We start from the raw sequence: 26,394 nt of genomic DNA, 5'->3' as shown, positions 1-26,394 counted from the left end.
GGTCCGTATACGCCTACTGCTTAATGGCTATCAGCTCATCCGGGGTCAGGTCCTTTTCCGGTTCGAAAGACTCTGAGGCCATATAATTCAGAAGGCTATGGCGTAATTGCCGGGCCACCGGTCGCTTATCCAGATCGGATCGGAGGTCAATGGCGGAAAACAATAACTTCCCCTTTCCTACCCTGGCTTCAAACACATTGGCCAGTTGGTGATTGGTGACAAAATTATCAACGACTCTTACGATAGGTTGCACATTCAGAGAATCTATTATCACGGATCTGGATTTTATGCACAGGTCCCACCACTGCCATTCTGTATGAGATCTTGTGGGGAAATCATTGAATGCTTTATGTGTTTCATCCATCAGCAAGCCCATAGTGCCTGGCTGATCAGGAAAATGGACCGGGCTCCAGAATACAGGAACGAACCGGCCCTGGATACCTTTTATCTGTTCTGTATCCGGACTTAGCAAAACGTTTTTTCCGCTCTGCAAGGCGGTAAGGGCGGTTTCAAACGAGCCGGTGACCACTACATTGTCAGGCATTGCATCATTTGATTCCGGATATACCCAAACCGGCCAGTGGTTGGCATATTCCGTTCCTCGTAAAGCTACCCGGACCGTCCATCTTTCAGCTTTTTCAATGTTTACAGTTAATTCAATGGTCCCTAACCCCATGTTATTACCTATGGATAAATGAACCTTTTCGAGCATACCACTGGCAAGAACATTACCCTGCTCATTTTTAATGGACCAATCTATGACCTGGTCTTTCTTGTCTTCCAGGAAATTGACTCCTTCTACAACCGCTTTAAAGGTTTCTCCATTTTCATAAACCGCTTTATTAAAGCGCGTAAGCATTACTATGGGGCTGTTGAATTTCCTGAATTCTTCTGCAGAAATGATCCCTTTTGATTCCCAGAATGCGTTAAGCAGTCCCACCAGTGCTGTGCCTTGCCCGGGAAAATCCTGGAGCTGTAGTAACTGAAAGCCATCAAACCCAGGGGTTTTAAATGCTCTTTCAATTTCCTCTTTGTACAACATTGCGGCCAGTTTTCCGGAAGCTTCGGTAAAATCACCGGCCAGGTCGATCATTCCTTTCCTTTCCAGGTCCTGCTTTACGGCAATAAAATTAAGAGGTGTCAATACCCCGGTGTATTTGGGAATTTCACTTAGGTCCGGATAGACCGAATACTGACCTATTTCATGCGAGATCAACGGCACATCTATGTGGTCACTGTTGGCCGAGTAATCTTTATCAAATCGCGGGCTTTGGCTGTTAAATATTCCCTGGCCGCGTATCCAGCCTTTGTCTGTCCATTGTGTAATGAAAAAATCGTCCTGCTGCTCAGGAACAGTGCCTGTAGGCTGTTGAAAAGAAAACGAAGTAGTAGTATATAAATGCCGATCGTCCTTTGCTTTCAATTCGCTGACCATTTCATTTAAAATGCCGATGTCACCTTGCAGTTCGTTCCCTAGCGACATTAGAATGAACGACGGATGATTGCCGTAATCATTGAGTAATTTGTCCGCTTCCCGATATAGGAAATCCGTGGTTTTGTCCTCTTGTCCTACTTTCAGGCTCCAATGGGGTAGCTCTACCTGTAAATAGAACCCCACTTCATCGGCGGCTTCAAAGGCTGCTTTTGGCGGACACCAGGAGTGAAACCGCAAATGGTTCAGTCCATAGTTTTTGGCTTGCGTAATCAATGTGAGCCATTCCTCTTTTTGCATAGGCGGATACCCTGTCAATGGGAAAATGGCACATTCCAGGTTACCTCTTAAAAAGATCCGCCTGCCGTTGAGCTTCAAAATACCTTGATCGTTCTCTATTTCTTTGAAGCCAAAAGTTGTGGATGCAATATCACCACCACTAACGATCCGGGCCTCATAAAGCTGTGGTCTGAACTCGTCCCAATACACCAGTTCACCGGGAACAGGGACCTCCGCATGAATTTTCCCGCCTTTTACCTCTAAGGAAGGTTTTCCGCTGAAAATACGGTTCCCTTGCAGGTCCAGTAGTTCAAGTGAAACTTCTTCCGTCTCGGGTACCTCTTGTACATAAGTGAACATCAGTTTGCTTTCTTTCCTGTTGGGATAAACCTGTAAGTTTTGCGGACTATTCTTATCGGATGCGCTTAACAGGATATCTCCCAAAATTCCATTCCATTTGATCTGTGTATGGTTCGTGTAGGCATGAGCCATTTCCTGGTTGACCGGGTCAGGATAGCGGTCACCGGTTACGTTGATCAATGGATATCGGTTACTATTATCTATCACCACCGTCAAAAGATGTTTCCCTGGTGTTAGTAACTTGCTGAGGTCATGGTCATGACTGCTTATGAGGCTTTCGGCGGTTCCTGCCAGGGTTCCATCTACAAACACTTTGGACTGCCACAAGACACGCTCCAGTTCAAGTTCTATATGTTTCCCCTGCCAGCTTTCCGGTATCTCCACTTCACGTTGATACCAGGCCTTTCCAATGTACTGATGTTTCCGGGTAAGGTTGGATAGCACGTAATTATTTAAAGCAGGTTCTAAGGTACTGGCTTCCCCCATGCCTGCATCATCCAGCGTGCCGGGCAACCGTATGGTGGTCCCATTAAATGCTGAGGCTTGCCATTGGCTACTTTTACCCTCATCTAAAGGATCAAGTTTTACTTTCCATTCACCTGATAATGAAATATTTAACTCTTCTTTAATTCCTGTTTCACAACCTGTCAGTGAGGCTACTAACAAAACCCCGGTGATGAAGTATTTGAATGCTTTATCTGATATCAATGGCCGGTTAATCATACATGTTAGATTTTTAATTATCCTATGGGTTATTTCTTGTGTCAAGCACTTATCGTTAAAGTCATTGTTCATGGGATACAGCATTGGGTACCAGGTCCAGCGTTCCTAAAAAATCCATGCAGGCAGCTTTTACGATATAAGGGCGTTTGGACGTGGCATGGACAGCTTTGACGGTTTCGACAAAAGGCTGTTTTTCATCCAGGTATAACAGGTGGTTAATGGCCATAAGCGCCAGGCCTGCATTATCATTGCTGCAAAATAACTTAAGCTGTTCTACCGAACGGTCTTCATTAAACTGTCTGTAGACAATGGCCGAAGCTGTTATACTTACAGGCGGATAAGTGTCTTCCATCGCTGCCAGGAGGTCTTTTTTGTAAGGTTGTAAGGTTTCATCACCCTGGCTAAGCAGCCCTGTGATGGCCCAGTAACGGATGATGTTGTTCTTACTTTTCAGTAAGCTGACCTGCCGTTTGGCAATTTCTTTCCCCCTTCTTCCTGATAGTGATGCAGCGGCGTATATTTCCTCGAACGGGTACAGATTTTGGTCCAGCCGGTATTCATAAAGTGTCCTGTTTTCCGAGATCAAACCAATTTCGTATTCCGGAAGAAAATGAGCGTCACGGCTTTCCAGCATCCTGGCATTCAATTGACGGCGCATTTTGCTCAGGATGTCTTTATATTCTGATTTTTCTACAAGGTTATTGATCTCCCAGGGATCTTTTTCCAGGTCAAAAAGAAATTCGTCCGGACGCGGCCCAAAAATACTTTGCTGTAATGGGTCCAGTGAATTAGCCAACAGGTCGGAACGCATGTGCTGCGTAATTTCAGCGATGTCCACATAGCGTATATACCGCATCTCCGGCATAAAAGGCATATAGTTACGTGAGTAGATAAACTTACCATCGGTTACACTACGCACCAGGTCAGGCCCGTTATCGGCACGGTCTGCGGAAAGTACAAGATGGTCAACCGGTTTGGAACGATTCTCCCCCATCAATGTCCTCCCTTTCATATATTCAGGGACTTCACCTCCTGCCAGACGTACCATGGTAGGCGCCAGGTCTTCAAAGCTGATCAGCTCATCAGTCACCACGCCTGCTGTCCCCCAGGGAGACAGGTGTTTGTATTTTTCAGGAAACCATACTACAAAAGGCACCCGGTAACCCAGCCCGATCCCATTCGTTTTTGCCCGTGGGATGCCTTCTCCATGGTCTGCATAAAAAAATACGATGGTATGTTCTCTTAAACCATCCTTTTCAAGTCGTTCAAGCAGTTTCCCAATCCGGTTATCCGTCAATTTGATGGAATTATATACCCGGGCAAACTGCTTTCGCATTTCGGGAGTGTCACGATAAAACGGAGGCATATCAAAAGCATCCTCAGCGATCCGGTCCTGTTCCGGCAAGTGGTCCCAAACATTCTTTACATACCACTCATAGGGCATCGACATGGTACGCGACTGGTGTGACGCTGCATAATTAAATACCGCAAAAAAGGGCTGATCAGCATCGCGGTTCCACCAACCGGCCTTATTAGAGCTTTCATCCCATGCATCTTTTATAAAATCCTTTTCATTCGCAACGTTATAGTCCGTTTTGGAGTTATTTGACGTATAATAACCTTGTTGCTGCAGGTAATGGGGAAAGCCATGAATGAAGTCCGGAATAGGATAAGTACTACGATGGTTCCCCGTTCCCATCTTAAACGTAGGGACGCCGGTAATGATCGCGGACCGGCTCGGTGAACATACCGTACCCGTGGAAAAGGCACCAGTGAAGCGCACTCCTTCACTGGCAAGTTGATCGATGACCGGCGTGCGGGCATTTTTGTTACCGTAACATCCTATAAACTGGGGGGAAGTGTCCTCAATGGTGATCCAAAGAATATTGGGTTTCTCCTGTCCTGAAACAAACTTAACAGAAAAAACCAGGGTCAATAGTATATAAGCAAGGGTCTTCATCCTCCTAAATTTTTAACAGATCGTGTTCCAGCTCCCTGGTCATTTTAAGATGTAAATGGGCCGGCAGATGATATGCATCCAACCGGATTACTTCCTGAAACGCTTTCTCGGCTTTTTCAAAATTTTCCATACCAAGTTCACCCAGCCCTATCAGATAGTTGCAATGGATGGTATTACGTACATTGAGGTCTTCTTCCCAAATGAGCAGGTCCGGAAGGGAGATGGCGAAATAATCCAGTATTACCTTATCATTAAGATGATCTTTACCATAATTTATCAGGTTATGAAAACGTATTTCCGCTTCGTTTTTCCTACCCAATTTTAGTAAAGCCAGTCCCTGGTAAAAGATCTTATCGGGTTGCTGATCATTATAAAAGATCGCCGGACTAGGGTCACTCAGGCCTTCTGCCGCTTTTTCCCAGTTCAGTCTGGCCAGGTCATCCCTGTCTTGCCCGTCATACGCACAACCCAACCAGTAATGTACATCATTTTCCTGGGCCCCAAAGAGCTTGCCTTCTCCTAAATTATGAGGGTATGCCTGCATAGCATGCAAATGCTCTATGGCTTTATCGTATTGCTCTGTGCACAAATAGTGTTTCGCCAATTCCACATTAACAGTAATGTATTGAAACGGCACTTTCCCCTCACCCCCTTCCCAGGGATGGAATTGTCTTTGCTGCAACAGGCTCAATGCCTCCTTAAAATCGCCTTTGAAATTATAAAGGGCAACACGTTCGAGATACAGGTCATCACGCGAGTTCGTCAGTTTTACATGGTCTTCGAGTAATTCCAAACGCTGATCGATAGCAACGTTGATCTTTTTATACAACTGGTCCAGTTCCATTAACAGTCGCGCGTCCGTAGGGTCCAGGGAAAAGGCATGTTCCAGGTGTTGCCTGGCCAGGTCTTTTTGTTTGGTTTTGTTAAAGTATAATAAGGCCAGGTTACGATGACAAATGGCATTGGAGTCATCGAGCTTCACCGAAGCTTCCCAGCATTGTTGTGCCTCGCTATATTGCTTGGAAGCATACCAGAAATTACCCAGGTAATATCGGGCGCTGGCATCTGAATTATCGGCGGAACAGGCGGACTGAAGTGCCACTACTTCCTCCAACCTGTTGGGAAAGCAATAATCTCCAGTCATTCCCTGTGCTTTCCGGTACAATTTCCCGGCTTGAGCGGTGTCATTCTTTTGCATATAATACCACCCAAGGAAGTAAGCAGCCATGGGGTACATCTGGGATTTGCCCTCAGCATAGACATTCAATACATTGATGGCCATGTCCCACTCACCTGCCTGTGCATAGTCCAGTGAGTATTCAATGTAGTTATGCACATAATCCCTCAGTATTTCCCTGAATATTTCCAGATCTTTCTCATGTCCGCTAATGACATAATTTTCGTACAACACCCCAATGTTGAACGGGTCAATGGCTAACGACGCTTCAATCCAGGCATGCGCATCCTTTATTCGTCCCAGTTTTCGTAACAGGATAACTTTTAAGTGCCTTGCCTTATGGTTATGCCAGTTTTTTATCAAAGACCTTTCTACCAACTCCAGGGCTTTATCCAGGTTGCCCCTGGAGCAATCAATTTGTGCCAGGTTAAAATAACCCGCGTCCTGCCATTGTGCATTCCAGCAGGCTTTAAAGAACGCTGCATAGGCCTCATCCTTTTTACCTAAATAGTTTAAGGCAACTCCTTTGTTAAAATAGGGTTCTCCGTCGTATGGGTTAGGATTACGTTGTGTCAGGGTCTCTATCGCCTGATCAAAATATGAAATCGCCAGGTCAAACTGTCCTTTTTTGAGGTTCCAAAGCCCCATTGCATTGTTATTGCGTACATCTTCAGGTGCCCTGGAAAGCGCCTCAAGATAATATGCAGTAGGATCATAAGTGGCATGCCTGTATTGCTCCAGGTGTACACCTTGTAAATACAATTCTTCCACACTCGTAATATCTTTCGGTTGCTTAGCAGCCTTGGCCGGTTCAGGGATCTCTTCTGCCTGATATGCTTCGGGAGACCATGAAACCAGCACATTTCCCTGGTTATCTTTCAAAGTGGCCGTCAGGCTATGATAAAGTGTAGCTCCTACGTCAACCGTTTTTTCAAAACCCTTATCGGGACTGAGGTCCATTTTTTCAGCAAAGAAAACCCGGTCGTCACTGGAAAGAATAATAGCACATTGGGTATAAACGGCCGTAACATGAATTTTTACTGTGGCCTTACCTTCCTGCATCTCCAGGTTGAGCAAAGCCTCTTTAGTGGCATTTTTTACTACCCCGGTATTATAGTAGGGCATAAAGTATTGCCTGAAACTTTTTTCCTCGTAGGGGTGCATCCAGGAAAAATCAGGTTGATTGTCTGTATAGACCCCACACATAAGTTCAATATAAGGCCCGTCGTGGTCGGTCAGGTTCCTGTCCCATGCATGCCCAAAAGCCCCGTTTCCCCATGTCCATTGCTTTTTACCCGGTGACACGTTATGATCTGCGATATGGAGCAAGCCACCTTTTGTATCATTTTCATACCCTCCCACAAAATCATAGTCTGAAGTAATGGCCATATAAGAGGTAGGTACCGGAATATTCTTGTACCTGGAAATATCCGTTCCGGGTGAGTAATCCACTTTGTAATATTCTCCTTTGGCGATGGGAAATTCCGAAACATCACGTTTTCCATGGTCAAATACCGCGTTGACATCGGGAGGAAAAACAGACTGATAATGATCATTGACCGCTACGGCAGGGTTTGCCCACCACAGGAAGGTCTGTGGATGGGGAGTGCGATTGTACAACTGGGCCTTGATCTCCAGGTAAGCTTTATCAGGATGTAACGTAAAACCTGCCATGCCTTTTGTGCGGAACATGCGTTCCACTTCACTTACCCACACCGTTTTACTTCCATCTTCATTTTCCTCGATATGATAATCTACCGGGTCATAGGTGCTGGGGCGATGATGCTGTGGCCAATTAAATTCAATACCCCCGGATATCCACGGACCGGTAAGTCCAACCAATGCCGGCTTGATCACATGATTATAATATACAAAATGCCGCTCTCTGATCTTATCATAAGCCATTTGTATCCTGCCCCCCAGGGCGGGCAGCACCATGATCTTGATGTAGCGATTTTCTATGTATATGACATCCCATTCCTTATCCACTTTCTCATCACTAATCTTCTCTATCACAGGATGAGGGTATACCACGCCACTACTTGCCTGATATACTCTTTTATCCAGGAAAACAGGGTATTTCTCAGGGGTTCCTACCTCATAGGTAGGGATTGTAACTTTATCCTTCCAGGCTTTAACAGTATTCATAATCTATCTTTTGTTTGGTCTGGTACGAAACCAGTATATCTCTATTACATTTTGGTCAACTTTGATCCGTTATTGACGGCTGTAATCAAACAGGTCGTCAAGTTTATTCTTGTCTACAACTACTTTTGGGTTAAACCGGTCGCTTGCCATATATTTTTTGAGACTGTAAAGTAATTGTTGTGCCTCATCTCGTTGCGCTATATTGGTGTGCAGGTCAACGCCTGATACCAATAACTTGCCCTTTCCTACCCTGACTTCGAAAATTAAGGCTGTCCTGCGGTTCTCAAACCAGTCGTCAATGATACGCACGATCGGTACCAGTTCGGATGTAAATGCATCCAAAACAATGGCATTAGCATTTGACATAGCATCCCACCATTGCCAGTTGGAATGGTATTCTGTTGGAAAATCAGCCAAGGCAGGGTGGTTTGGGTTACATAAAATACCCAGTGTATGCGGTTTTTGTCCCTTCGTCCAGGATGTATTCCAAAAGATACTTGAAAACCCTACTCCTATTGTACCACCGCTTTCCGGCGCTATATCTCCCTTGTTTATATTTAACAGTACTTTACCTCCCTGTTCAAGAAAACTAATCGCATTGACATCCAGTTTCTCTACTACCTGTAATTCGTCTTCATTAACAATGGGTCTCTTTTCTTCCGGATACACCCATACATCCCAGCGATTCGTATCGCCGGCTACCGTAACGGTAAGGGTCAGCTTTTTGGCTTGTTCAATCGGGTTAAGATCAACCGCGATGTTTCCGAGTGCTATACCGTTTCCTACCGGAATATCTCTTTTGGGAAGGTTTCCCTCTTCCACCAGCTTTCCGTGTACATCAACCAATCTCCATGAAGCAGTAATGTTTTTGAGCGGTTGCGTACCGTAATGCGCTACTTCCAAAGCTGCTTTGAGTGTATCCGTATTTAAAAAGATACGTTTATCCAGCCTTGCCAGTGGCACGGTCACATCACAGAACTCGCGGTATTCTTCCGGCGAAATGTATCCTTTTTCCTCCCAAAAAGCATCTAAAACACCTACCAAAGCAGTTCCCTGACCGGGAAAGTCATGCAGGTCCAGTAGCTGAAATCCTGCAAAGTCCTTTGTACGTAAAGCAGCTTCGATATCCGCTTTGTAGCATAGCGCCTGTAACTTTCCTGAGGCCAGAAGCAGGCTGTCCGCCAGGTGTCCTAAATGATTGGCTTCTAATGTCTCTTTGAAGATCTCAAAGTTCCTGGGCTTTAATACTCCGGTATATTTAGCCATTTCCCTGAAGTTTGGATATACGCACCATTGCCCTATTTCATGGCTTACATATGGCATCGGGGTCTTTTCGATCAGATGGCTGTAATCAAACAGAGTTTGTGGTGGCTTACTGTTGATGATACTTTTTAGTCCTGCACCCCACTGCTGTATTCTGGGTGCAGGGCTGTTATAATAATCAGCGTTTTCCAGGAAAGGCCAGCCCGCCGCTCCGGTGTACACTCTTCTGTCATCCAATTTTTTCATATGATCTACAAACTTGCCCAGGTAGGCGGCATAGTTTTTACCTCCCGGCTCGTTTCCATAGGCCATCATAACGAATGAAGGGTGGTTACCATAGGTATTCAAAATGTCTTCGGCTTCCTGGTATACCCATGCATCGATAGGCTGCGCGTCCCCTATCTTTGTCCAGGCAGAGGCTTCAACCTGTAAGTATATACCCTGCTCATCCGCTGCCTGAAAAGCAGCTTCAGGGGGACACCAGGAATGGAACCGCATATGATTCAAGCCATGGTTCCGGATGGTTTTAAATATTCGTTTCCATTCGTTGACCTTCATGGGCGGATATCCTGTCAATGGGAAAATAGCACACTCCAATGTGCCCCGTAAAAAAACGGGCCTTCCGTTAATGGAAAAACGTTTTTCATCCACTTTAAATTCACGCATGCCGAATGTAACTTCCTTCGTATCCATTCCGGAAGACGACTTCAGCGTCAACTTCATGGAATACAAATGTGGGTTGAACTCGTCCCATAACAACGGTGAGTCGCCCATGGAATATTCCATTTCAAACTGCCCCTCAGCATCTACTTCAATTTCCCGGACTATTTTAGAGAGGCCCTGGTCATTATCTCCCAAACCTTTGGCCATTACCTCAAGTTGACATTGTTGCGGAGCACCGGTAAAATTCCTGATCTTCGTTTTCACGGTCACACTATGGTTGCTGACATCCGGGTAGATCTGAACGTTGTCAATAGCGACCCGGGAAACCGCTCTTAACTTCATTTCTCCTACTATTCCATTCCAATTGGTCTGCGTGTTGTCTGTAATGCTATGCGCATCCAGGCCCACATTAACCTCCTTTACCCTGTTATCGATCCTTAGGGTTATGGTATGATCTCCAGGTGTCAGATAATCGCTCAGGGTATAATGATGTGGTGTTCCCAAACGATTATCAAAACCCACCTTGTTGTCATCAACCCAAACCGTCGTTTCCCAATGGGCGCGTTCCAGTTGTAAGATTATATGCTTGTTTTTCCATGACCCGGGTATTTTTACCTGTTTTTGGTACCAGGCCGCGCCATAATATACCTTGTCAGGACTTAGCCAAAAAGGAACCTTAATATGGTCCTTTTGCCTGTATTTTGCCATTTCCGGACTCGTGTACCACAGGCTGTCGTTCCACATGTTCCCGGTCCATTGCGTAGCCAAAGAGATGTCATCCCCTTTTCCATTTTCTGCCATGGACCCTGGTAATTGGATCGTTTCGGGAAGTTCACCCGCATACCACTCTTCCAAAATGCCCTGGTCTGACTTATCGGTTCTGAATTGCCATTGTCCTGAAAGATCCATCTCCTGCGAGTTCTCATTGTCACACCCGTACAGGGCGACATAAAAAAGAAGGTATAGGATGGGGTTAAGATACTTCATAGGTCATTCGGTTCTTTATTGCTACTATCCTCTTCCCAAAAGAGGGTCAACAGGGTTTCAGCTACCAATTCATGTCCCAGGGTATTGATATGATTATTTTGTGCCATCCATTTTTCCAATGACTGATTCCCGGCCATTTCTTTAAACATGGCATAGTTATCTACCAGACCCACTTCGTATTTCTTTGCCATTTCCCTGATCTGTTGGCTGTGCTTTGCCAGTTCAGCATCGGGAGACTGTATATTTTCTTTCAGGTCAGGGGTAGGCGTCATAAGAATGACCTTAGTGCCGTAGGCCTTCGCTTTCCGGATCATTTTCTCCCAGGCGACTTTGGAACGTTCCAGCCCGATACTACGATCATTAAGCGCGTAATCTATGAACAGAACGTCCGGCCGATGGACCAAAACTTCCTTTTTCACTCGTTTTGCTCCTTTTTGCGACTGCTCTCCTCCTATTGATGTGGTGATGGTATTTACAACGGCAAAAGGATAGCGATCTTTGACCTTTTTCAGCAAGAGATACGGGTAGGACTGTAAGGTGTTAACTATACCACGGGTAAGGTATCCGGAAGGTACCGAATGCCCATGAAACACGAGGTTGATCGTTCTGTTTTTGGGCCATTTCACCTGAAGTTCACTTTTGATGGGCCCCAGGTAATTATCGGGGGTCATTACTAACTGTGCATTAGCAGTACCCAAACCTATGAAGCATCCCACTAAACAGATCAAGACGCTGCCATATGTTAACTTTAGCCTGTTCATTTTTGATCTATTTTTTCTGATTGTCTCATGGCATCTGTCAGATACGGTTCAAACCTTATTGTCTTTAGCTAACTCCAATTCAATTTCTTCTAAACTTTTGCCTTTGGTCTCCAATAATTTTTTCCTGATAAATGTAAAACCGAGCAGGCAAATAATACTATACACCCAAAATGTACCGTAAGACCCCAGCAGATCATTAAGGATGGGAAAGGTAAAAGTGAGTATGAATGAGGCGATCCATAACGAGAAAGTTGCTATAGACATGGCCACGCCGCGCAGCCGGTTAGGAAATATTTCTGATAATACCACCCAGGTAGTGGGCGCAAGGGACATGGCGTAAATGGCTATCGCTGTAATCACTAATAGCAATACCGGCCAACCATCCAATGAAAAATAATAGGCGCCTCCCAAAAGCGCATATACCACGGCCAGGCCCAACGACCCGAATAGCATCAGTTTTTTGCGCCCCCAGCTGTCTAACGTACGCATAGCAGCGAACGTAAAAATGAGATTGACACTTCCTGTGATCACAATGTTGAATAACATATCGCCCACGCTGTAACCGGCAGCCGTAAATATTTCCTGAGCATAATTAAAGATGACGTTGATCCCGCACCATTGCTGGAATATGGCCAGAACAACGCCAATGGTCAATATGGGAAGGACCTTACGGCTACGTAGTTCGGAGAGTGCTACTTTGTTCTGTTGATTTTCCCGTAGGGTGAGTTTCATATTGCCCAGTTCATGCAGCGCATATTCCTTCCCTCCTATTTTTTCCAAAACGTTGACCGCAGCGGCCTCTTCCCCACTCTTCATTAAGAACCTAGGGCTTTTAGGTACCAGGAACATAAGTGTGAAAAATAATCCTGCCGGGACCAGTTCGGCCCAGAACATCCATCTCCACCCCATCTGACCATTCCATGAATTCATGATTTCAGAAGGACCTGCTGTAGCGATTATAGGCTCTGCAATATTGTAATTGGCAATTTGTGCGCCCAGTATACCAATGACTATGGTCAATTGATTGATGGCTACAAATTGCCCGCGATACCTGGCCGGGGCTATCTCAGCAATGTACATAGGCGATAAAGTAGAGGCCAGGCCAATGCCAAGGCCTCCGATCAACCTGTATATAATGAAAGGTGTAAAATGATCTACATAACCGGTGCCAAAAGCTGAAATGGTAAATAATGCGGCAGCCAATATTAAAGGTATCTTTCTCCCCAACCGGTCTGCCAATGCTCCGGATATCACTGCACCAAAAATACATCCTACCAAAGCACTGCTCATCGCCCAGCCCTGAAGAGAAGGCAAAGAAGCAATATCAAAGTAAAGTTCGTAGAAAGGCTTTGCCCCACCTATCACTACCCAGTCGTAACCAAAGAGGAAACCACCCATGGCTGACACGAGGGACAGGAAAAGGAGGTACTTAAAATTGAATTTTGATGTGTTCATCTAAGGCGTTGGGGTAAGTGCATGTTTACCATTGTTTCGATGTTTCGGTGGTTCATATAAAAACTATCCATTTTAATCTTCTGTGATTTTACTTCCCCACCAATCTGCATTGGGCTCAAACTCTTGCGATAAAAAACGTTTTCTCTGTGCCTCTAACCTGGGCCAGAGCTTATCTATCTTATCCTGATGCATCTGTTTAGCAAGGGTTTCATCATAAGCAGGGTCCTTTTCAGGTCTTTTCGCATTTACACTGTTCAGATACGTCTCAAGTTCGTCATACATCTGAGTGGCTATTTCAGGATAGTCAGCACTTACTTCCACCTGCTCTTCCGGATCTTTTTCCAGGTTATAGAGTTCATTTCTGTCGTCTTCCCAATAGTGGATGAGCTTCCAAACCGATCTTCTTATGATAGAAGCAGGCTCACCTCCCTGGTTGCCATAATGTGGATAATGCCAGAATAATGACCTCTCATTCAGGCTTTCATTTTTTAACAAGGGCGCCAGGCTTATGCCATCTGCGTGTTGTTCCGGTAAAAGACGGATATTAGCCAGATCAAGGATGGTGGGATAAAAATCAGCACCCGTCACAGGATAATCGACCGTTTTTCGACTATCCTTGAGCCAGGGCGCTTTGATGAAAAAAGGTTCTCGTATGCCTCCTTCCCATTGATACCCCTTTCCACCACGCAGAGGCCGGTTTGAGGTGGAAAAAGCATCTCCGGAAGCCACACCTCCGTTATCGGATGTAAAAATGACTATCGTGTTTTCTTCGAGACCTAACGCCGCCAGTTTGTCCAGCACCAAACCTACCGCATCATCCATACTTTCTACCAGCCCGGCATAAATGGGATTATCTTGTACCGTACGTATGGGCAATACACGCTCCATCTCATAACCGGATTCCTGAATGCCTATGGCATCTGCCTTATCACGGTATTTCTTCCATTTTTCCCGAGTCGTCTGAATAGGGCCATGCACGGCATAGAAAGAGAGAAAAGCGAAAAATGGCTGATCTTTGCTTTGCTCCATAAAGCTTGCAGTTTCTGCTGCCAGCCGCTTAGAAAGGTTTTCCCCTTTTACCTTATTTTCGAGCCTGGGGTTTTTCCATGGTGAGAAATAGCCTCCTTTAGGACTTCCGACGTCCCACCCTCCTATATTGATATCGAAACCATGATCTTCCGGGTAAGAACCTTCATCGCCTAAATGCCATTTGCCGGCAAAAAAAGTGGTATATCCGTTGGCTTTCATCATTTCTGCCAATGTGCTGTCCCTTCCAGGTAATCGATGTACATAGTCTGCAGGAAGCAGCTTGCTGTTCTTGCCATTCGTGCGCCATGCCACTCCTGATTTTGCTCCAATCCAATCTGTAATGCCGTGCCTTGCCGTAAATTTACCGGTCATAATACTGGCCCGGGAAGGACTGCACACCTGGCTGGCAGCATATCCTTGCGTAAATACAGTGCCTGTGCTGGCAATACGATCAATGTTGGGAGTCTCATAAAACTTACTGCCTGTGCAACTCAGGTCTTTTATGCCAAGGTCATCAGCCAGGATGAAAATTACATTAGGTTTTGCATTTTCCGTTTTAGCCTCCCCCTCACCTTCTTTGCATCCCGAAAAAGATATTGCTATGAGTAAAAAGTACAGTACGATGCCTTTGTTTTTATTGACCATAATTTCCGGTTAAAGTAGTTACCGACCTCGGCGATAATGTAATCGTCTCGCTTGAGATCTTATGAAAGCCCATATTTTCACTCTCTGAGGTGATAAACATCTTTCCAAGTGTAACACCAGGGCTTTGCAAATTTACCTTCTTTTCCGTTGTTGCATTGTTAATGGCAACCACAACTATTTTTGAGTTGATCCTGTCCGCATAAGCTGAAATTATTACATCATTGTATTGTTCTTTTAAGGTTTGAGCTGGTTTTAGATCAGCTTTTACTCTTACCATTCCCGGGCGTACAAACCTGGAAAAATTTCCTAACACCCAAAGCAATTTTGATGCGTGATAATTTCCGTCATGCTTTAAAAGGTCTTGGTCGAATAACTTCCCTTCCACCCCGGTATCCAAATAGATCAATCCATCTTTAAAATCTGCTATAGTCAGTGCCGTCCACCATTGCCATGACCTGGCATTGGCAAGGGTGAGGTCTGCATGTATGACCCTTGCAACGTATAGTGCGGTATTCATACCCAGATCCCGTTGGTGCCCACTTCCTATGGCATCGGTCTTTTCCAAAATACAAAACTCGCTTTGCCAGTAATCTACTCCCTGCTCTTTCAGGCTTGTATTCAGGCCTTGTCTTATGCTTATGAGGCTGTCCACCGGCCAGGTGGTAAAATAGCTGTGTCCTAAAACCGCTTTCATTACGTCGTGCTGTTCACCTAAGTTAAAAGGTGAGTCATTCCTAAAAAAAGCATTTGCCTGGTCCCCTCTTTCCGGTTTTCCATGGGATTTATACAGCCACCTTAGATCTGCCGCTTCAGGCAATACTATTTTTGTTTTGAGTGACCGGGCCGTTATTTTTTCATCAAGCAGTCTGGTTAACGTATAGATATTTTCGTTCGTCGCAGGTGTTCCTTCCTGTGATGGTTTATTCCAGTCCCATTGAGGTTCGTTGACGGGACTTAAGTAGTCAAATCCGAGGTTTTGTTCCTCGAAATGTTTCAAAACGGAAACCAGGAAGTCTGCATAGTCGCTATATCTATCCGGCTGAAGGTTAAGGGCTGCTCCCGATGAAGTATTGTAGCCCTTTCCATTCAGTGTCCAGAAAACAGGTGCACTTATGGAGAAAGCCAGAAAGTGTTCCACACCAAATTCTTTGGCCTTCCTGAGAAACCATTGTTGCCCCTGCTGCTTTGACCAATCGTAATTCCCTTCTTTATCCAGAAAAGATTCTGCCCTTCTCCATTCATTTTTAATGTCAGAGTTCGCACCTTGCTCAGTAGTACCTGCCCCTACATAAAAGCGCCATATCGATAACCCAATCCCTTCCGGGTTTTGCTCATCATCAAACTCCTGGCTGAATAAAAGTGTAGCGATCTTTTCTTTTTTATGATCAGGCCAATGCTCTCCCACAAACTGACACCTCCAGGCATCTGAAGCCCCGAACCCATCTATCTGCTGAAATTGGGTCGCGGGGTCCAAATGTACCTGAATCAACTGACCATAAACCTCGGCCGATATGGTCAGTAAGGGCATGCAAAAATAGCTTAGTAGCTTCAGCCTTAAGGCAGAAATCATAGTGTAATGTGTTAGTTAAGTTGTGCGGTAAGTGTCACAATTGATTTACCGGGGATCACAAGTTCATCAAAATTAGCCGTACTTTTGGACAGATCTTCACTTTCGGAAGTGGTATAAACGTCAAATGTACCATCCACTACCTCGAAATCAGTTCCGTAATTCCCCAGCGCCAGCTGCCTGTTCTGGTCTGTATTATTGACACATACTATAACGATATCATTTCCGGAGGCACTTTTATATCCCGAGATCATAAAGTTCTCCACTGCAGCTTCTTCCCCATAAGCAGGATCTAACACTTCAAACCGTACCATACCTGGCCTAACGAAACGGCTATAATTCCCAAAGGCCCAAAGGTTCTTACCCACTTTAAAGGTACCATCCGTATGTGACTCATTGCTGGCATTAGGTTCATACAAGATCAGATTAAATCTGAACGGATGGTCCTGGAATGTAGAAAGATTAAGCGCCGTCCAAAAACTCCATCCGGTGGCATTGCCATGTACGAGGTCAGTGTGAATGATGCGGGCCAACCAAAGCGAATAGTCCATCTCTGTCAACTCGGACATATCTTTCCCCTGTTGATAAGCGGTTCCCAACAGGCTATATTCCGTTTGCCAGTAATCCAGGTCAGGGAAACTAGCCAGTGCCGTCCGCAGGGTTTGTCGTTGTGTAATGGATTGCTCAGGCGTTGAGTTACTGAAGTAACTGTGTGCCGCTATGTGCGTGGAAAGATTGTCCAGGTCACCTATGTAGTTAGCGCTGGATGGGTTAAAAAACTCAGAAAGTTGGTTTTCGGTGTTTGAAGATCCTTCGTAGAGGTATCTCAATTGTGCTGTTTCAGGGATCATGATCTTTGCATTAACTCCCTGGTCTGTGAATTCCTGGTCAATAATACGTGTAACTTCCGCTACTTGTGAATTGAAGGCTTTGGTCCCTGATTGAGAAGCTTCTCCCACTTCAAAGGCCCACTCGTATTGTGTCTCATTAAATGGACAGACCACTTCAAAATTATACCCCTGGTCTTCGTAATGTTTCATTACCTGAGCTAAAAAGGAGGCGTACTCCCCATACTTGGATTCCTGACAGTTGAACCCATCGACTCCGGCTGTTCTAAAGGTATACCCATTCTTACTCATAAAGTAAGGAGGAGTAGTGATCCAGGCGGTGAAGCCAGGCACACCATACTCACTGGCTTTGCTTACGAACCATTGTGAACCGGACTGTTTTGTCCAATCATAGGTGATCCCATCTTCATCCAGAAAACACTCTGTTTCCCTGAACCACGCGTTTGGAGCGAAGCCACTGGTAAGCTGTTCCCGGGCGCCGTCGCCAATATTGACCCTCCACATGGAGAGCCCTATACCTTCCGGATTCCCCTGGGCATCCATTTCCGTACTAAAGAAAAGTTTTGCAATAGGTTCTTTCGAAGCATCAGGCCATTGCCCAACCCACTGGGCAGCAAACCCGCCGGAAGCGCCGAAATGATCAACGGTCTGGAAGGTATTGGACACATTTAATATGATTTCATCACCTACGGTGCCAAATCTTGGATCATTAGGATCTGTGAAACTATCTTTTTCACAGCTTGTGATCATTAAGGACAGTATAAGTAGGTAGGTATAATTTAAAAATTTATATCTGCTCGTCATAGGTATCTATTTTATCAGTATCCCGGATTTTGTGTTATGTTACCCCTGGAAAGTTGTATCTCCTCAGGAGGAACAGGCCATAAAAGATGGATCTCAGGGTCAAAGTTGATTCCTTTGTCCTGGGCTTCTCCCAAATTGGTGGTCTCAAAAGGGTCTGTACTTACTTCCGTATTGTATTTCACAAATGATCCATTAGGTCCCATGATCAGCGCTAAACGGGATACGTTATTAATTTTTTGTCTTCTGAGATCATACAGCCTGTGCTGTTCCAGGGCAAGCTCCAGCCTTCTTTCTTTCCATATGGCATCCCTTAGGTTGTCACCTGACAGTGACATATTTGTCTCTAAATTTACCCTGTCACGCACCTGCTTTAAGGAAGACAATGCCGAAGTGGCATCATTATTAAAGAAGGATGCTTCGGCGTGTATTAGCAAAAGGTCTGCATACCGGATATGAATAAACGGTAAGGGGTGTTGTCCTCTGACGTAAGGAGTAGGTCTTTTATCCACGGGGATATAAAATTTCCGATTGATCCTTCCCGACTTGTTTTCACTTGGTTCGGCATCAAAAGAAGTAACGGCAGGGTCACCAAATACCGGTTCACCGTGTTTTATGATCGTTGACTGAAGACGAATATTGTCCCCTTCACTGAGAAATGCATTTTCCAGATCACTGGAAGGTACGCACCATCCCCACCCCTGGTCTGCCCTGCTTCCCTGTGTGGTGGAGTATTGCCCACCGATACCGTTGAATACCGGATCATTGATGTACTCCACTTCAAAGATAGATTCCACCCCATGGTGGGTATCTACACTCCAAACATCTGCAAAATCGGGTTCAAGGCTGTATTCACCGGATTGGATAACATTAAGGGCCATAGCCTGCGCTTCATCCCATTTTTCCCGGAATAAATACACTTTAGCCAGTAGCGATTGGGCAGCTCCCTTGGTAACACGCCCCAGGTCTTTAGCGGCATATTCACTTCTTAAAGGTAAACTGACAATGGCACGCTCCAGGTCCTCTTCAATTAAATCGTAGGTCTCTTCAATGGAAGAACGCGTTTTGTCACGGATCTCAGGCTCCAGGAGTTCATTATACGTTTTCACAATGGGTACTCCTCCGAAATTACGGACCAGGTCGAAATAGAAAAATGCCCGCAGGAAAGAAGCCTCTGCCAATAGCCTTGCTTTAAAGTCAGCATCCATATCCACTTCAGGAATACGGTCCAGTGCTATATTGGCCCTGGTAATCCCAATATAATGGTTTTCCCAAAAGGTATTAAAATAGGTAGATCCTGCAAAGACATTATATGCGGCGATACCGGTAATATCAGGCCTGGGTTGAAGCGTATTTCCCGCCCAGTTATCATCGGTAGCCATATCGTTGATCTTTCTTGAAAAGTTTACCTGGAACCAATCATTTCCATTCACATTTTCATAAACCCCATTGATAAATCGCTCTGAATTTTCCGCGGAGGAAAAGAAATCATCCAATTGCTGTCTTCCCCTGAGCGGTTGATCTAAGAAATCATCCGTCTGGCAACCTGCCAGGAAGAGGGCTGTTGTTAATAAACTAACTATTATATGCTTTTTCATAATGTTACATTAAGTCCTACCAGGTATGTTCTTGCTACAGGATAGCGTGCGTAATCCACTCCGAAATCGTTAATGGTATTATTGCCGGCCTGAACTTCCGGATCAAAACCGGAATAATCCGTCAGGGTAATCAGGTTTTGACCGGATACATATACCCTAAGCTTTTGAAATCCTTTTACATTGAAGCTGTATCCGATCTGTACGTTCCGGAGCCTTAAGTAAGAGGCGTCTTCTATAAAAAGGTCCGATGGCCTGAGATAATTACCATTACGGTCCTGCTGAGTAAGTCTTGGAAACTGTGCTCCGGGATTTTCCGGGGTCCATACTTTCCCCAAAGTACCTTCTGCTATGTTGACATCCTGAATGCCTGAATAAAGAAAGGTAGTAGGGAAATTAAACACCTCATTGCCATAGGTACCGTACCATTGCATAGAGAAATCCAATTGCTTGTAGCCCAGGTTAGCGGTAAGCCCACCGTAAAAATCAGGGAAAGGATTACCAATGGTCGTCAGATCATCGTCATTCAATATTCCATCTCCATTTACATCTCTGAAGCGTAAATCACCCGGTCGGGCATTAGGTTGTAACAGGGCCCCTTCTTCGGAAGAATGAGAATTTATTTCTGTCTGGTTTTGGAAGATACCGTCGGTTTGAAAACCATAGAAAAGTCCTACCAACTCACCTTGCTCTGTGATCTTTATGAACCGGTTTCCAAGATCTTCTCGTTTTTGACCGAAAAGTTGTTCATTTCCCGGCGCCAGTGTTTTCGCCTTGCTATTATTGGTGGATACATTCAGGTTCACACCGACGGAGAAGTCTCCTATAGTTGTGTTATATCCCAGCGCTATGTCCAGCCCCTTTGATTCGAAACTCCCGACATTTTGAGCTACCAGGCCCGGAATACCTGTATAATTTGGAAGCTCAACATTGAACAACAGGTCTTTAGACACTTTTTTGTAGTATTCAATACTGAAATTGACGGAGCTACCAAATAAAGACGTTGCTATGCCAATGTTTTGATCTTCCACTGTTTCCCATTGAAGCCCGGGATTTCCAAACTGTGATAAAAAGTTTGTGACTACTCGTTCCCCATTGAACACATGATCCTGTGAGCCTACGGAGAAAAACTGCCCGTTACGGCTGATGTTCTGGTTACCTACCTGACCATACCCCACGCTCAGACGGAGGTTATCTATAAAGGCTACATTAAAAAAATCTTCTGAATCGATGTCCCATCCCAGAGAAACACTTGGAAATGTACCGGTCCTGTTATCTTCCTGGAACCTGGAAGATTCATCCACCCGGACTGAACCGGTGATAAAGTACCGGCCATCAAAATTATACATGACACGGGCGATGGTGGAAAAAATATTATCCACGGCTTCATTGCCATTGACGTTCATCCCTTCCCCATTGGCAGCATCCAGGTACCTCAGGTCAGGGTTTTCATTATCGGGAACACCCTCCCTGGACGCAGACAGGTAGTTAAACCTTTGTGAATCAAATAATATACCTCCCAAAACATTGATATCATGTTTCCCGATCGTCTTTTTGTAGTTTATGGTATTGTTAAAGACATAATCAAAGTTCTCGTTGGTCCTCCTGAATACATTGTTGATCTCCCTTTGTTGATTGGCATTTAAAAAGTATTCCGGGTTAAAAACATCTCTTCTCGAGGTGGATATATTCAGTCCTAATTGTGAAGAAAAGGTCAGATCCGGTGTAATGTCATATAAAAGTTGTGTATTGGAAAAGAAGCCAAAAAACCTGGTTTCATCGAATACTCTGCTAACATTCGCTACAGGGTTCGGCACAAGATTATTACTGGGCTGGTATATGCTGAAACTATTCCGGCCCACCCGCTCACTCTGGGGCAGGTAAACATCTGTCAATGGGTCTATCCGTAGCAAATTGAATAAGCCATTAGGAGTATTTTCATAGTTTTCCATCCTGGGGCTCAAGTCTTGCTTAAGAGTTACTTTATCAGAGACCTGGAAGTCAAGGTTAAAGCGGCCTGTGATCCTTTCATACCATCCTTTGGTATAATTTGACTCCTGCCTGAAATAACTTATGCTACCTGCATATTTCACTTTTTCGCCACCCCCGGAAGCCCTGAGGTTGTAATTATAGATAGGTGCGTAGTTTTCGATGGTTTCATCCCACCAATCGGTGTCAGTGGTAAAATCCGAAGGTTCGTACAGGGGAGCGTCTCCATCATTGGTACGACGTAAATTCATTACCTGGATGTATTCATCTGCGCCGGCCATATCGATCTTTTCCAGGCGCTGTACTCCATAGGAAGCATCCAGGTTTATCGTGGTCTTTCCTGCTTCACCTCTTTTTGTGGTGACCAGTATCACTCCGTTCGAACCTCTTGAACCATAGATCGCTGAGGCGGAAGCATCCTTTAGAATCTGGAAGCTCTCAATATCATCCGCATTCAAAAAGTTTAGCGATGTGCCACTGGGTAAAAGCACTCCATCTACTACGATCAAGGGCTGAGAACCGTTGTTTGTGGTGATACCCCGGACGAGTATTTGGGGAGATGCTCCCGGATTACCTCCCGAAGAAATCACCTGGACCCCGGCAGCTTTTCCCTGTAATGCTTCAGCAGGGTTACTCGCTGAAATTTTACCGAGTTCTTCCCCGTCTACTGTAGAAATGGAACTTGTGATTTGATCTCTTCTTACATCACTATATCCTATCACTACTACTTCAGCCAGTAATTCGATATCACTGACCATAGCCACGTTGATAGTAGATTGCCCATTGACCTCTACCTCCTGGGTCTGGAAACCAATGTAATTATACACCAGTATCGCGTCCGGGTTGACATTAATGGAATAATTCCCATCGTAATCTGTGACTACACCATTGTTAGTCCCCTTTTCAATTACGCTCGCCCCGGGAAGTACATCTCCCTGGTCATCTACAATACTTCCCGAAACCTTAATCTGGGCAATAGCAGATGAAGTAAAGGCGATAATTGTTATACATAGTATTAAAAATCTTTTCATTGGATTGATTTAAAGTCTTGTGGCACTTATCGTGTTAAGGTGCGTATCAAAGGTGAACTTGTAATCTCCGAATTGAGCAGCATCAAAGGTGAAGTTGTCTCCGCCGTTGGGTACTGTGGCTTCCGGAGACACCCCGTTGTCAAACCTCCAAAAGGGTGACCATCCGGCAGGATTAGCATTTAAAATAAAGCCGTTCTCTCCTTCGTCGTTAGGCTGGTCTTCCAGGGTCAGTTCCAGGGTCCATCGGTACGGACTGTCAGGATGTGCTACAAAGGGTTTTGCAGATCCGAAATTCCAACATAAGGTTGAACCATTTGGGGCCGTACAGGTAGTCGTGTTTCCAATGGTCACCCCACGGCCAATAATGTATACCTGGTCAAAAGGTGTATCAGAGGGCGTATATGGAGTAACCGTATACGTAAAATCTCTCAGATCCATACTTACTTCATAATAGCCGGATTGTTCTAAGAGGATAGCACTAATATCCGAATCTGCACCTATGGCCAACTGACCTGGAATGTCCGGGTTAGACCCAAAAGTATAAGGTGCAAATGATTCGTCCTGAGGAATAAAACGCACTTCTGTCATCGGCTCTTCCGCATAATAGTTCACCGTGAAAACAAACCCTTCTTCTTCGGCTACAGCACTGGCCTCCGCTCTTTGCGGGACCCCAAAAAGATCGGAAATTAAATTGGCGGCATCGGTCTCGTTAGTAATGTACATTTGATTGAATGCCAACTGGTCCAGCACATTTACTGTGAGGCTTTGAGTGGCTACATTACCGGTAGCATCGGTTACCGATATAACAAAGACATACGCTCCTGTTTCTTCTACATTAAGGCTTTTGATATAACTTGAGCTGGTTCCGGACAGGTCCACTACTTCATTAAGTATTGAGCTGGCGATCTCAAACCGGGACAGTTCTTCATCTTCAAAGGTAATATTGAATTGCAGCTCATCTCCATCTCCGATAAGCACAGTAGTTCCGTCTACGGGAGAAATTACATTCACCTCAGGTGCAAAAACGTCCTTATCCAATGTGATAACCACTTCATTGATCGTCGATTTACCTCCGATATTCGTAACTGTAATAGGAATGGTATGGCTACTTCCTTCTTCAGCGTCTTCAGGCACTTTGAAGTTATACTTCAGCGTGTAAGACGTCGGTAAGGAATCCTTTACTATGGTTTTGTCTAAAAACCATGGGTCATATTTCAGGTTTACGGACTGGATTCCTGCAGGGTCCGTTACCACTGCTTCCAGGGTTATGTTTAAACCAGGCAACGACGCAATACCTTCATTTATCGAGCTAAATTCAGGGATTGAATCCACTTCAATCGGATCATCTTCCTGACAACTTACTATTGTCAGGAAGATGATTAAAGGAATAATTAAATAATGTAGAGAATGTTTCATAGTTTGGATTTTAGCATAGCATGGATTTATTTACATAAGTTTTCTATTATCAGGTCATTGTTCAATTATTTCATCAGGTTATTAGATTTGTAATTATATGTTCTGTATCAGCTCTAATATGGATTATTGTTAATAATAATGACGTTTATAAATTATGTAACATAAAAGTACCTACTTAAGCGATTGATGAACATAGACAAACTATACTTAAACATGGACAATATTACTTTTTGATCTTTTTCTGATATATTCACTGCTCCGTATGGCATAGGATTATTAAAATTGTTCATCATAAAGGGCCCGACGACGTTTTTTAATACCGGTTAAGGCCATGTTATGGACAGGTCAATAAAGAGGGTAAAACAGGAAAAGACAGTCTGACCGTCCTGTAGTAAACAGGTGGTGACAGCAGTACATAAACCCGGATAATGAAATGGATAGCTCTACACTGAAAGAAGGTTTTTTAGGTCAAAAAATGATCGTACTACCGAATGCTGTGAGAAAATGGATGAAGGTAAACCCTATTACCGGGCCCTTCTACATCACGGACATCGGATATTATCCAAAGGCCAGTCACCATTATCGTGTGCGGAAAAGAGGTGCCAAAGAATTCATTTTTATTTACTGTACGGAAGGTGAAGGCACGTTAAGCATTGATAGTCATCAGGCAGAAGTGAAGCCAAATCACTTTTTTATAGTACCTAAAAATACGACCCATTACTACCACGCCAACGAGCTTAATCCATGGAGCATTTACTGGATGCATTTTGACGGCTCTATGGCAGAAAATCTATTCGATCGATACCAGTCCAGGTCTCAAAAAATAGGGATCATTCCTTTTGAGAGTGAACGCATCAAGCTCTTTAACCAGATCTTCCAGATCTTTAAAAGCGACTATGTGGAACCCCAGATGGAATATGCTAACATTCTAGGGTTGAATTTTATCAGCTCTTTTATATTCCGTGAGATTGACCAGTCCGTAGGCGTTCATGCCGGTAATAACCTGGTAGATGCTATTATCGACTTCTTAAACCAGAACCTGGATAAATCTTTTAAATCCGAAGATATTGCGGAAGAGTTCAACTACTCCCCTTCTTACTTGTTCAGCCTGTTTAAAAAACGAACGGGTTATTCATTGATCCATTTTTTTAACCTAAAGAAAATACAAAAAGCCTGCGAATATCTTAACTACACGGACTTAACCGTCAAAGAGATTGGCTATAGGATGGGTTTCCAGGATCCGTTATACTTCTCACGCCTGTTTAAGAAGCAGATGGGAGTTTCTCCAAAGACGTATAAGAGTGAATTGCACAATTAGGAATGGAACATATACGTGAAAACATGCTTTCAAAAGAAGATCAGATTTCACTCAAGATCTCGTTGCTATAGTTGATCAACTCAAAGGAGCTTTTGGGCAAACTACCTTCAAACCTAAAAACTCAGGTCCTTCCTCCCCGGGTTTTCATCAAAAAGCACCTCCTGTCGAATACTGTCGGTAGAACTCAGATTGCCGTTTCTATCGTATGTATTAATAATTTGTGCGATGGAATCTCCATTATTCATAGGATAGCCAAGGTTGTCATAAAATGTCTTACCAAGCACGTTTCCACCCGGATCTCTCTCATACATGACACAACAGAATGACCTGGCAGGTTCCAGTAATTTATCATTCTCATCGAAGCGACATTCCTTGATCAACGCATCATACAGATCGTATTCATATCGCTCGATGGCTATTCCTTCAGCATCCTGAGTTTGACACGTTTTTGAGATAATAAATTGATATTGAGTCATTTATAAAATGGCTTTCGATATACAAATTATCTTAAGTACTTGATTATCTGATTTTTAGGCAGAAGGTCTGGTAGGGGTTTCTCGGCTACTGCAGTGAGTAGTTTTTGGCCGGTTTCAGTAAGCTTGGAACGGAGGTAAAAGTACTTTTCACCTTGTTTGACCAGGCTAAGTTGCATTTTGCCCAGATGGTCCCGGATGGTTTGCTCTGAGAGAGGATTCCCCTTTTGTTTTAAGCGTAGCTGGAGATGATTGAGTAAGGAGTAAGCGAGATAACATAAGCAGATGTGCCCCTGGATGCGTTTGTCCGTCCAGTGGAACATCGGTCGGGTTTCCAGGTACCCCTTGAAGGTTCGGAAGGAATGTTCGATCTGATAGAGGTGATGGTAGTGGTCCAGGACTTCTGCATCACTCAAGGCTTTTGCATGATAAGCGATAGCAAGGAAACCGTCATACTTTTCGCTTCGCTTGATC

The 26,394-nt window shown here is 44.5% G+C and carries 14 protein-coding genes and 1 pseudogene; 1 reads left to right on the top strand and 14 read right to left on the bottom strand.

Features of this window, described 5'->3' with window-relative positions:
- Positions 1-13 precede the first annotated feature (13 nt).
- From FNH22_RS18575 to FNH22_RS18520, 12 genes are all read right to left on the bottom strand, one after another.
- The gene (locus tag FNH22_RS18575; RefSeq protein ID WP_143399934.1) at positions 14-2,794 is read right to left on the bottom strand and encodes a sugar-binding domain-containing protein; all 2,781 of its coding nucleotides are present in this window, start codon (positions 2,792-2,794) and stop codon (positions 14-16) included.
- Positions 2,795-2,855: 61 nt separating this feature from the next.
- Complete coding sequence (locus tag FNH22_RS18570; protein WP_143399933.1) at positions 2,856-4,754, bottom strand: sulfatase; 1,899 nt, start codon at positions 4,752-4,754, stop codon at positions 2,856-2,858.
- 4 nt (positions 4,755-4,758) lie between these two features.
- Entirely contained in the window at positions 4,759-8,079 is a 3,321-nt protein-coding gene (locus tag FNH22_RS18565) for a DUF5107 domain-containing protein (protein WP_143399932.1), read from the bottom strand.
- A gap of 69 nt (positions 8,080-8,148) precedes the next feature.
- A complete protein-coding gene (locus tag FNH22_RS18560; protein ID WP_143399931.1) occupies positions 8,149-10,992 on the bottom strand; it encodes a sugar-binding domain-containing protein in 2,844 nt (947 codons plus the stop codon).
- Complete coding sequence (locus tag FNH22_RS18555; RefSeq protein WP_185154292.1) at positions 10,989-11,753, bottom strand: SGNH/GDSL hydrolase family protein; 765 nt, start codon at positions 11,751-11,753, stop codon at positions 10,989-10,991. The genes FNH22_RS18560 and FNH22_RS18555 overlap by 4 nt, the downstream gene beginning before the upstream one ends.
- Before the next feature lie 48 nt (positions 11,754-11,801).
- On the bottom strand, positions 11,802-13,208 hold the full coding sequence (locus tag FNH22_RS18550) for a sugar porter family MFS transporter (RefSeq protein WP_143399930.1): 1,407 nt from the start codon (positions 13,206-13,208) through the stop codon (positions 11,802-11,804).
- Between the two features lie 72 nt (positions 13,209-13,280).
- The gene (locus tag FNH22_RS18545; protein ID WP_143399929.1) at positions 13,281-14,882 is read right to left on the bottom strand and encodes a sulfatase; all 1,602 of its coding nucleotides are present in this window, start codon (positions 14,880-14,882) and stop codon (positions 13,281-13,283) included.
- Complete coding sequence (locus FNH22_RS18540) at positions 14,872-16,410, bottom strand: glycoside hydrolase (RefSeq protein WP_143399928.1); 1,539 nt, start codon at positions 16,408-16,410, stop codon at positions 14,872-14,874. Before FNH22_RS18540 ends, FNH22_RS18545 begins: the two co-directional genes overlap by 11 nt.
- A gap of 53 nt (positions 16,411-16,463) precedes the next feature.
- A complete protein-coding gene (locus FNH22_RS18535) occupies positions 16,464-18,047 on the bottom strand; it encodes a glycoside hydrolase (RefSeq protein ID WP_185154291.1) in 1,584 nt (527 codons plus the stop codon).
- Positions 18,048-18,115: 68 nt separating this feature from the next.
- Entirely contained in the window at positions 18,116-19,696 is a 1,581-nt protein-coding gene (locus tag FNH22_RS18530; RefSeq protein WP_143399926.1) for a RagB/SusD family nutrient uptake outer membrane protein, read from the bottom strand.
- The gene (locus FNH22_RS18525; RefSeq protein ID WP_143399925.1) at positions 19,693-22,713 is read right to left on the bottom strand and encodes a TonB-dependent receptor; all 3,021 of its coding nucleotides are present in this window, start codon (positions 22,711-22,713) and stop codon (positions 19,693-19,695) included. Before FNH22_RS18525 ends, FNH22_RS18530 begins: the two co-directional genes overlap by 4 nt.
- A gap of 9 nt (positions 22,714-22,722) precedes the next feature.
- Entirely contained in the window at positions 22,723-24,129 is a 1,407-nt protein-coding gene (locus FNH22_RS18520) for a hypothetical protein (protein ID WP_143399924.1), read from the bottom strand.
- A gap of 433 nt (positions 24,130-24,562) precedes the next feature.
- Between FNH22_RS18520 and FNH22_RS18515 the strand changes: the two genes are divergently transcribed.
- Entirely contained in the window at positions 24,563-25,447 is an 885-nt protein-coding gene (locus FNH22_RS18515) for a helix-turn-helix domain-containing protein (protein ID WP_143399923.1), read from the top strand.
- A gap of 113 nt (positions 25,448-25,560) precedes the next feature.
- Here FNH22_RS18515 and FNH22_RS18510 read toward each other — a convergent pair whose 3' ends face one another.
- The gene (locus FNH22_RS18510) at positions 25,561-25,923 is read right to left on the bottom strand and encodes a hypothetical protein (RefSeq protein WP_143399922.1); all 363 of its coding nucleotides are present in this window, start codon (positions 25,921-25,923) and stop codon (positions 25,561-25,563) included.
- Positions 25,924-25,949: 26 nt separating this feature from the next.
- Positions 25,950-26,394: pseudogene (locus FNH22_RS32075) on the bottom strand (hypothetical protein); the annotation flags it as partial.

This window comes from Fulvivirga sp. M361 (assembly GCF_007097395.1).
In the GTDB taxonomy this organism is placed as follows: Bacteria; Bacteroidota; Bacteroidia; order Cytophagales; family Cyclobacteriaceae; genus Fulvivirga.
This window is presented reverse-complemented; position numbering and strand designations above follow the sequence as displayed.

Excerpts from the sequence above, each read along its gene's own strand:
- FNH22_RS18540 (WP_143399928.1), bottom strand. The coding sequence starts at position 16,410 with ATGCCCTTACTGACCATATCGGCCGAGGTTTATGGTCAGTTGATTCAG.
- FNH22_RS18530 (WP_143399926.1), bottom strand. The coding sequence starts at position 19,696 with ATGAAAAAGCATATAATAGTTAGTTTATTAACAACAGCCCTCTTCCTG.
- FNH22_RS18570 (WP_143399933.1), bottom strand. The coding sequence starts at position 4,754 with ATGAAGACCCTTGCTTATATACTATTGACCCTGGTTTTTTCTGTTAAG.
- FNH22_RS18510 (WP_143399922.1), bottom strand. The coding sequence starts at position 25,923 with ATGACTCAATATCAATTTATTATCTCAAAAACGTGTCAAACTCAGGAT.
- FNH22_RS18555 (WP_185154292.1), bottom strand. The coding sequence starts at position 11,753 with ATGAACAGGCTAAAGTTAACATATGGCAGCGTCTTGATCTGTTTAGTG.
- FNH22_RS18535 (WP_185154291.1), bottom strand. The coding sequence starts at position 18,047 with ATGATCACAAGCTGTGAAAAAGATAGTTTCACAGATCCTAATGATCCA.
- FNH22_RS18550 (WP_143399930.1), bottom strand. The coding sequence starts at position 13,208 with ATGAACACATCAAAATTCAATTTTAAGTACCTCCTTTTCCTGTCCCTC.
- FNH22_RS18560 (WP_143399931.1), bottom strand. The coding sequence starts at position 10,992 with ATGAAGTATCTTAACCCCATCCTATACCTTCTTTTTTATGTCGCCCTG.
- FNH22_RS18525 (WP_143399925.1), bottom strand. The coding sequence starts at position 22,713 with ATGAAAAGATTTTTAATACTATGTATAACAATTATCGCCTTTACTTCA.
- FNH22_RS18575 (WP_143399934.1), bottom strand. The coding sequence starts at position 2,794 with ATGATTAACCGGCCATTGATATCAGATAAAGCATTCAAATACTTCATC.
- FNH22_RS18515 (WP_143399923.1), top strand. The coding sequence starts at position 24,563 with ATGGATAGCTCTACACTGAAAGAAGGTTTTTTAGGTCAAAAAATGATC.
- FNH22_RS18520 (WP_143399924.1), bottom strand. The coding sequence starts at position 24,129 with ATGAAACATTCTCTACATTATTTAATTATTCCTTTAATCATCTTCCTG.
- FNH22_RS18545 (WP_143399929.1), bottom strand. The coding sequence starts at position 14,882 with ATGGTCAATAAAAACAAAGGCATCGTACTGTACTTTTTACTCATAGCA.
- FNH22_RS18565 (WP_143399932.1), bottom strand. The coding sequence starts at position 8,079 with ATGAATACTGTTAAAGCCTGGAAGGATAAAGTTACAATCCCTACCTAT.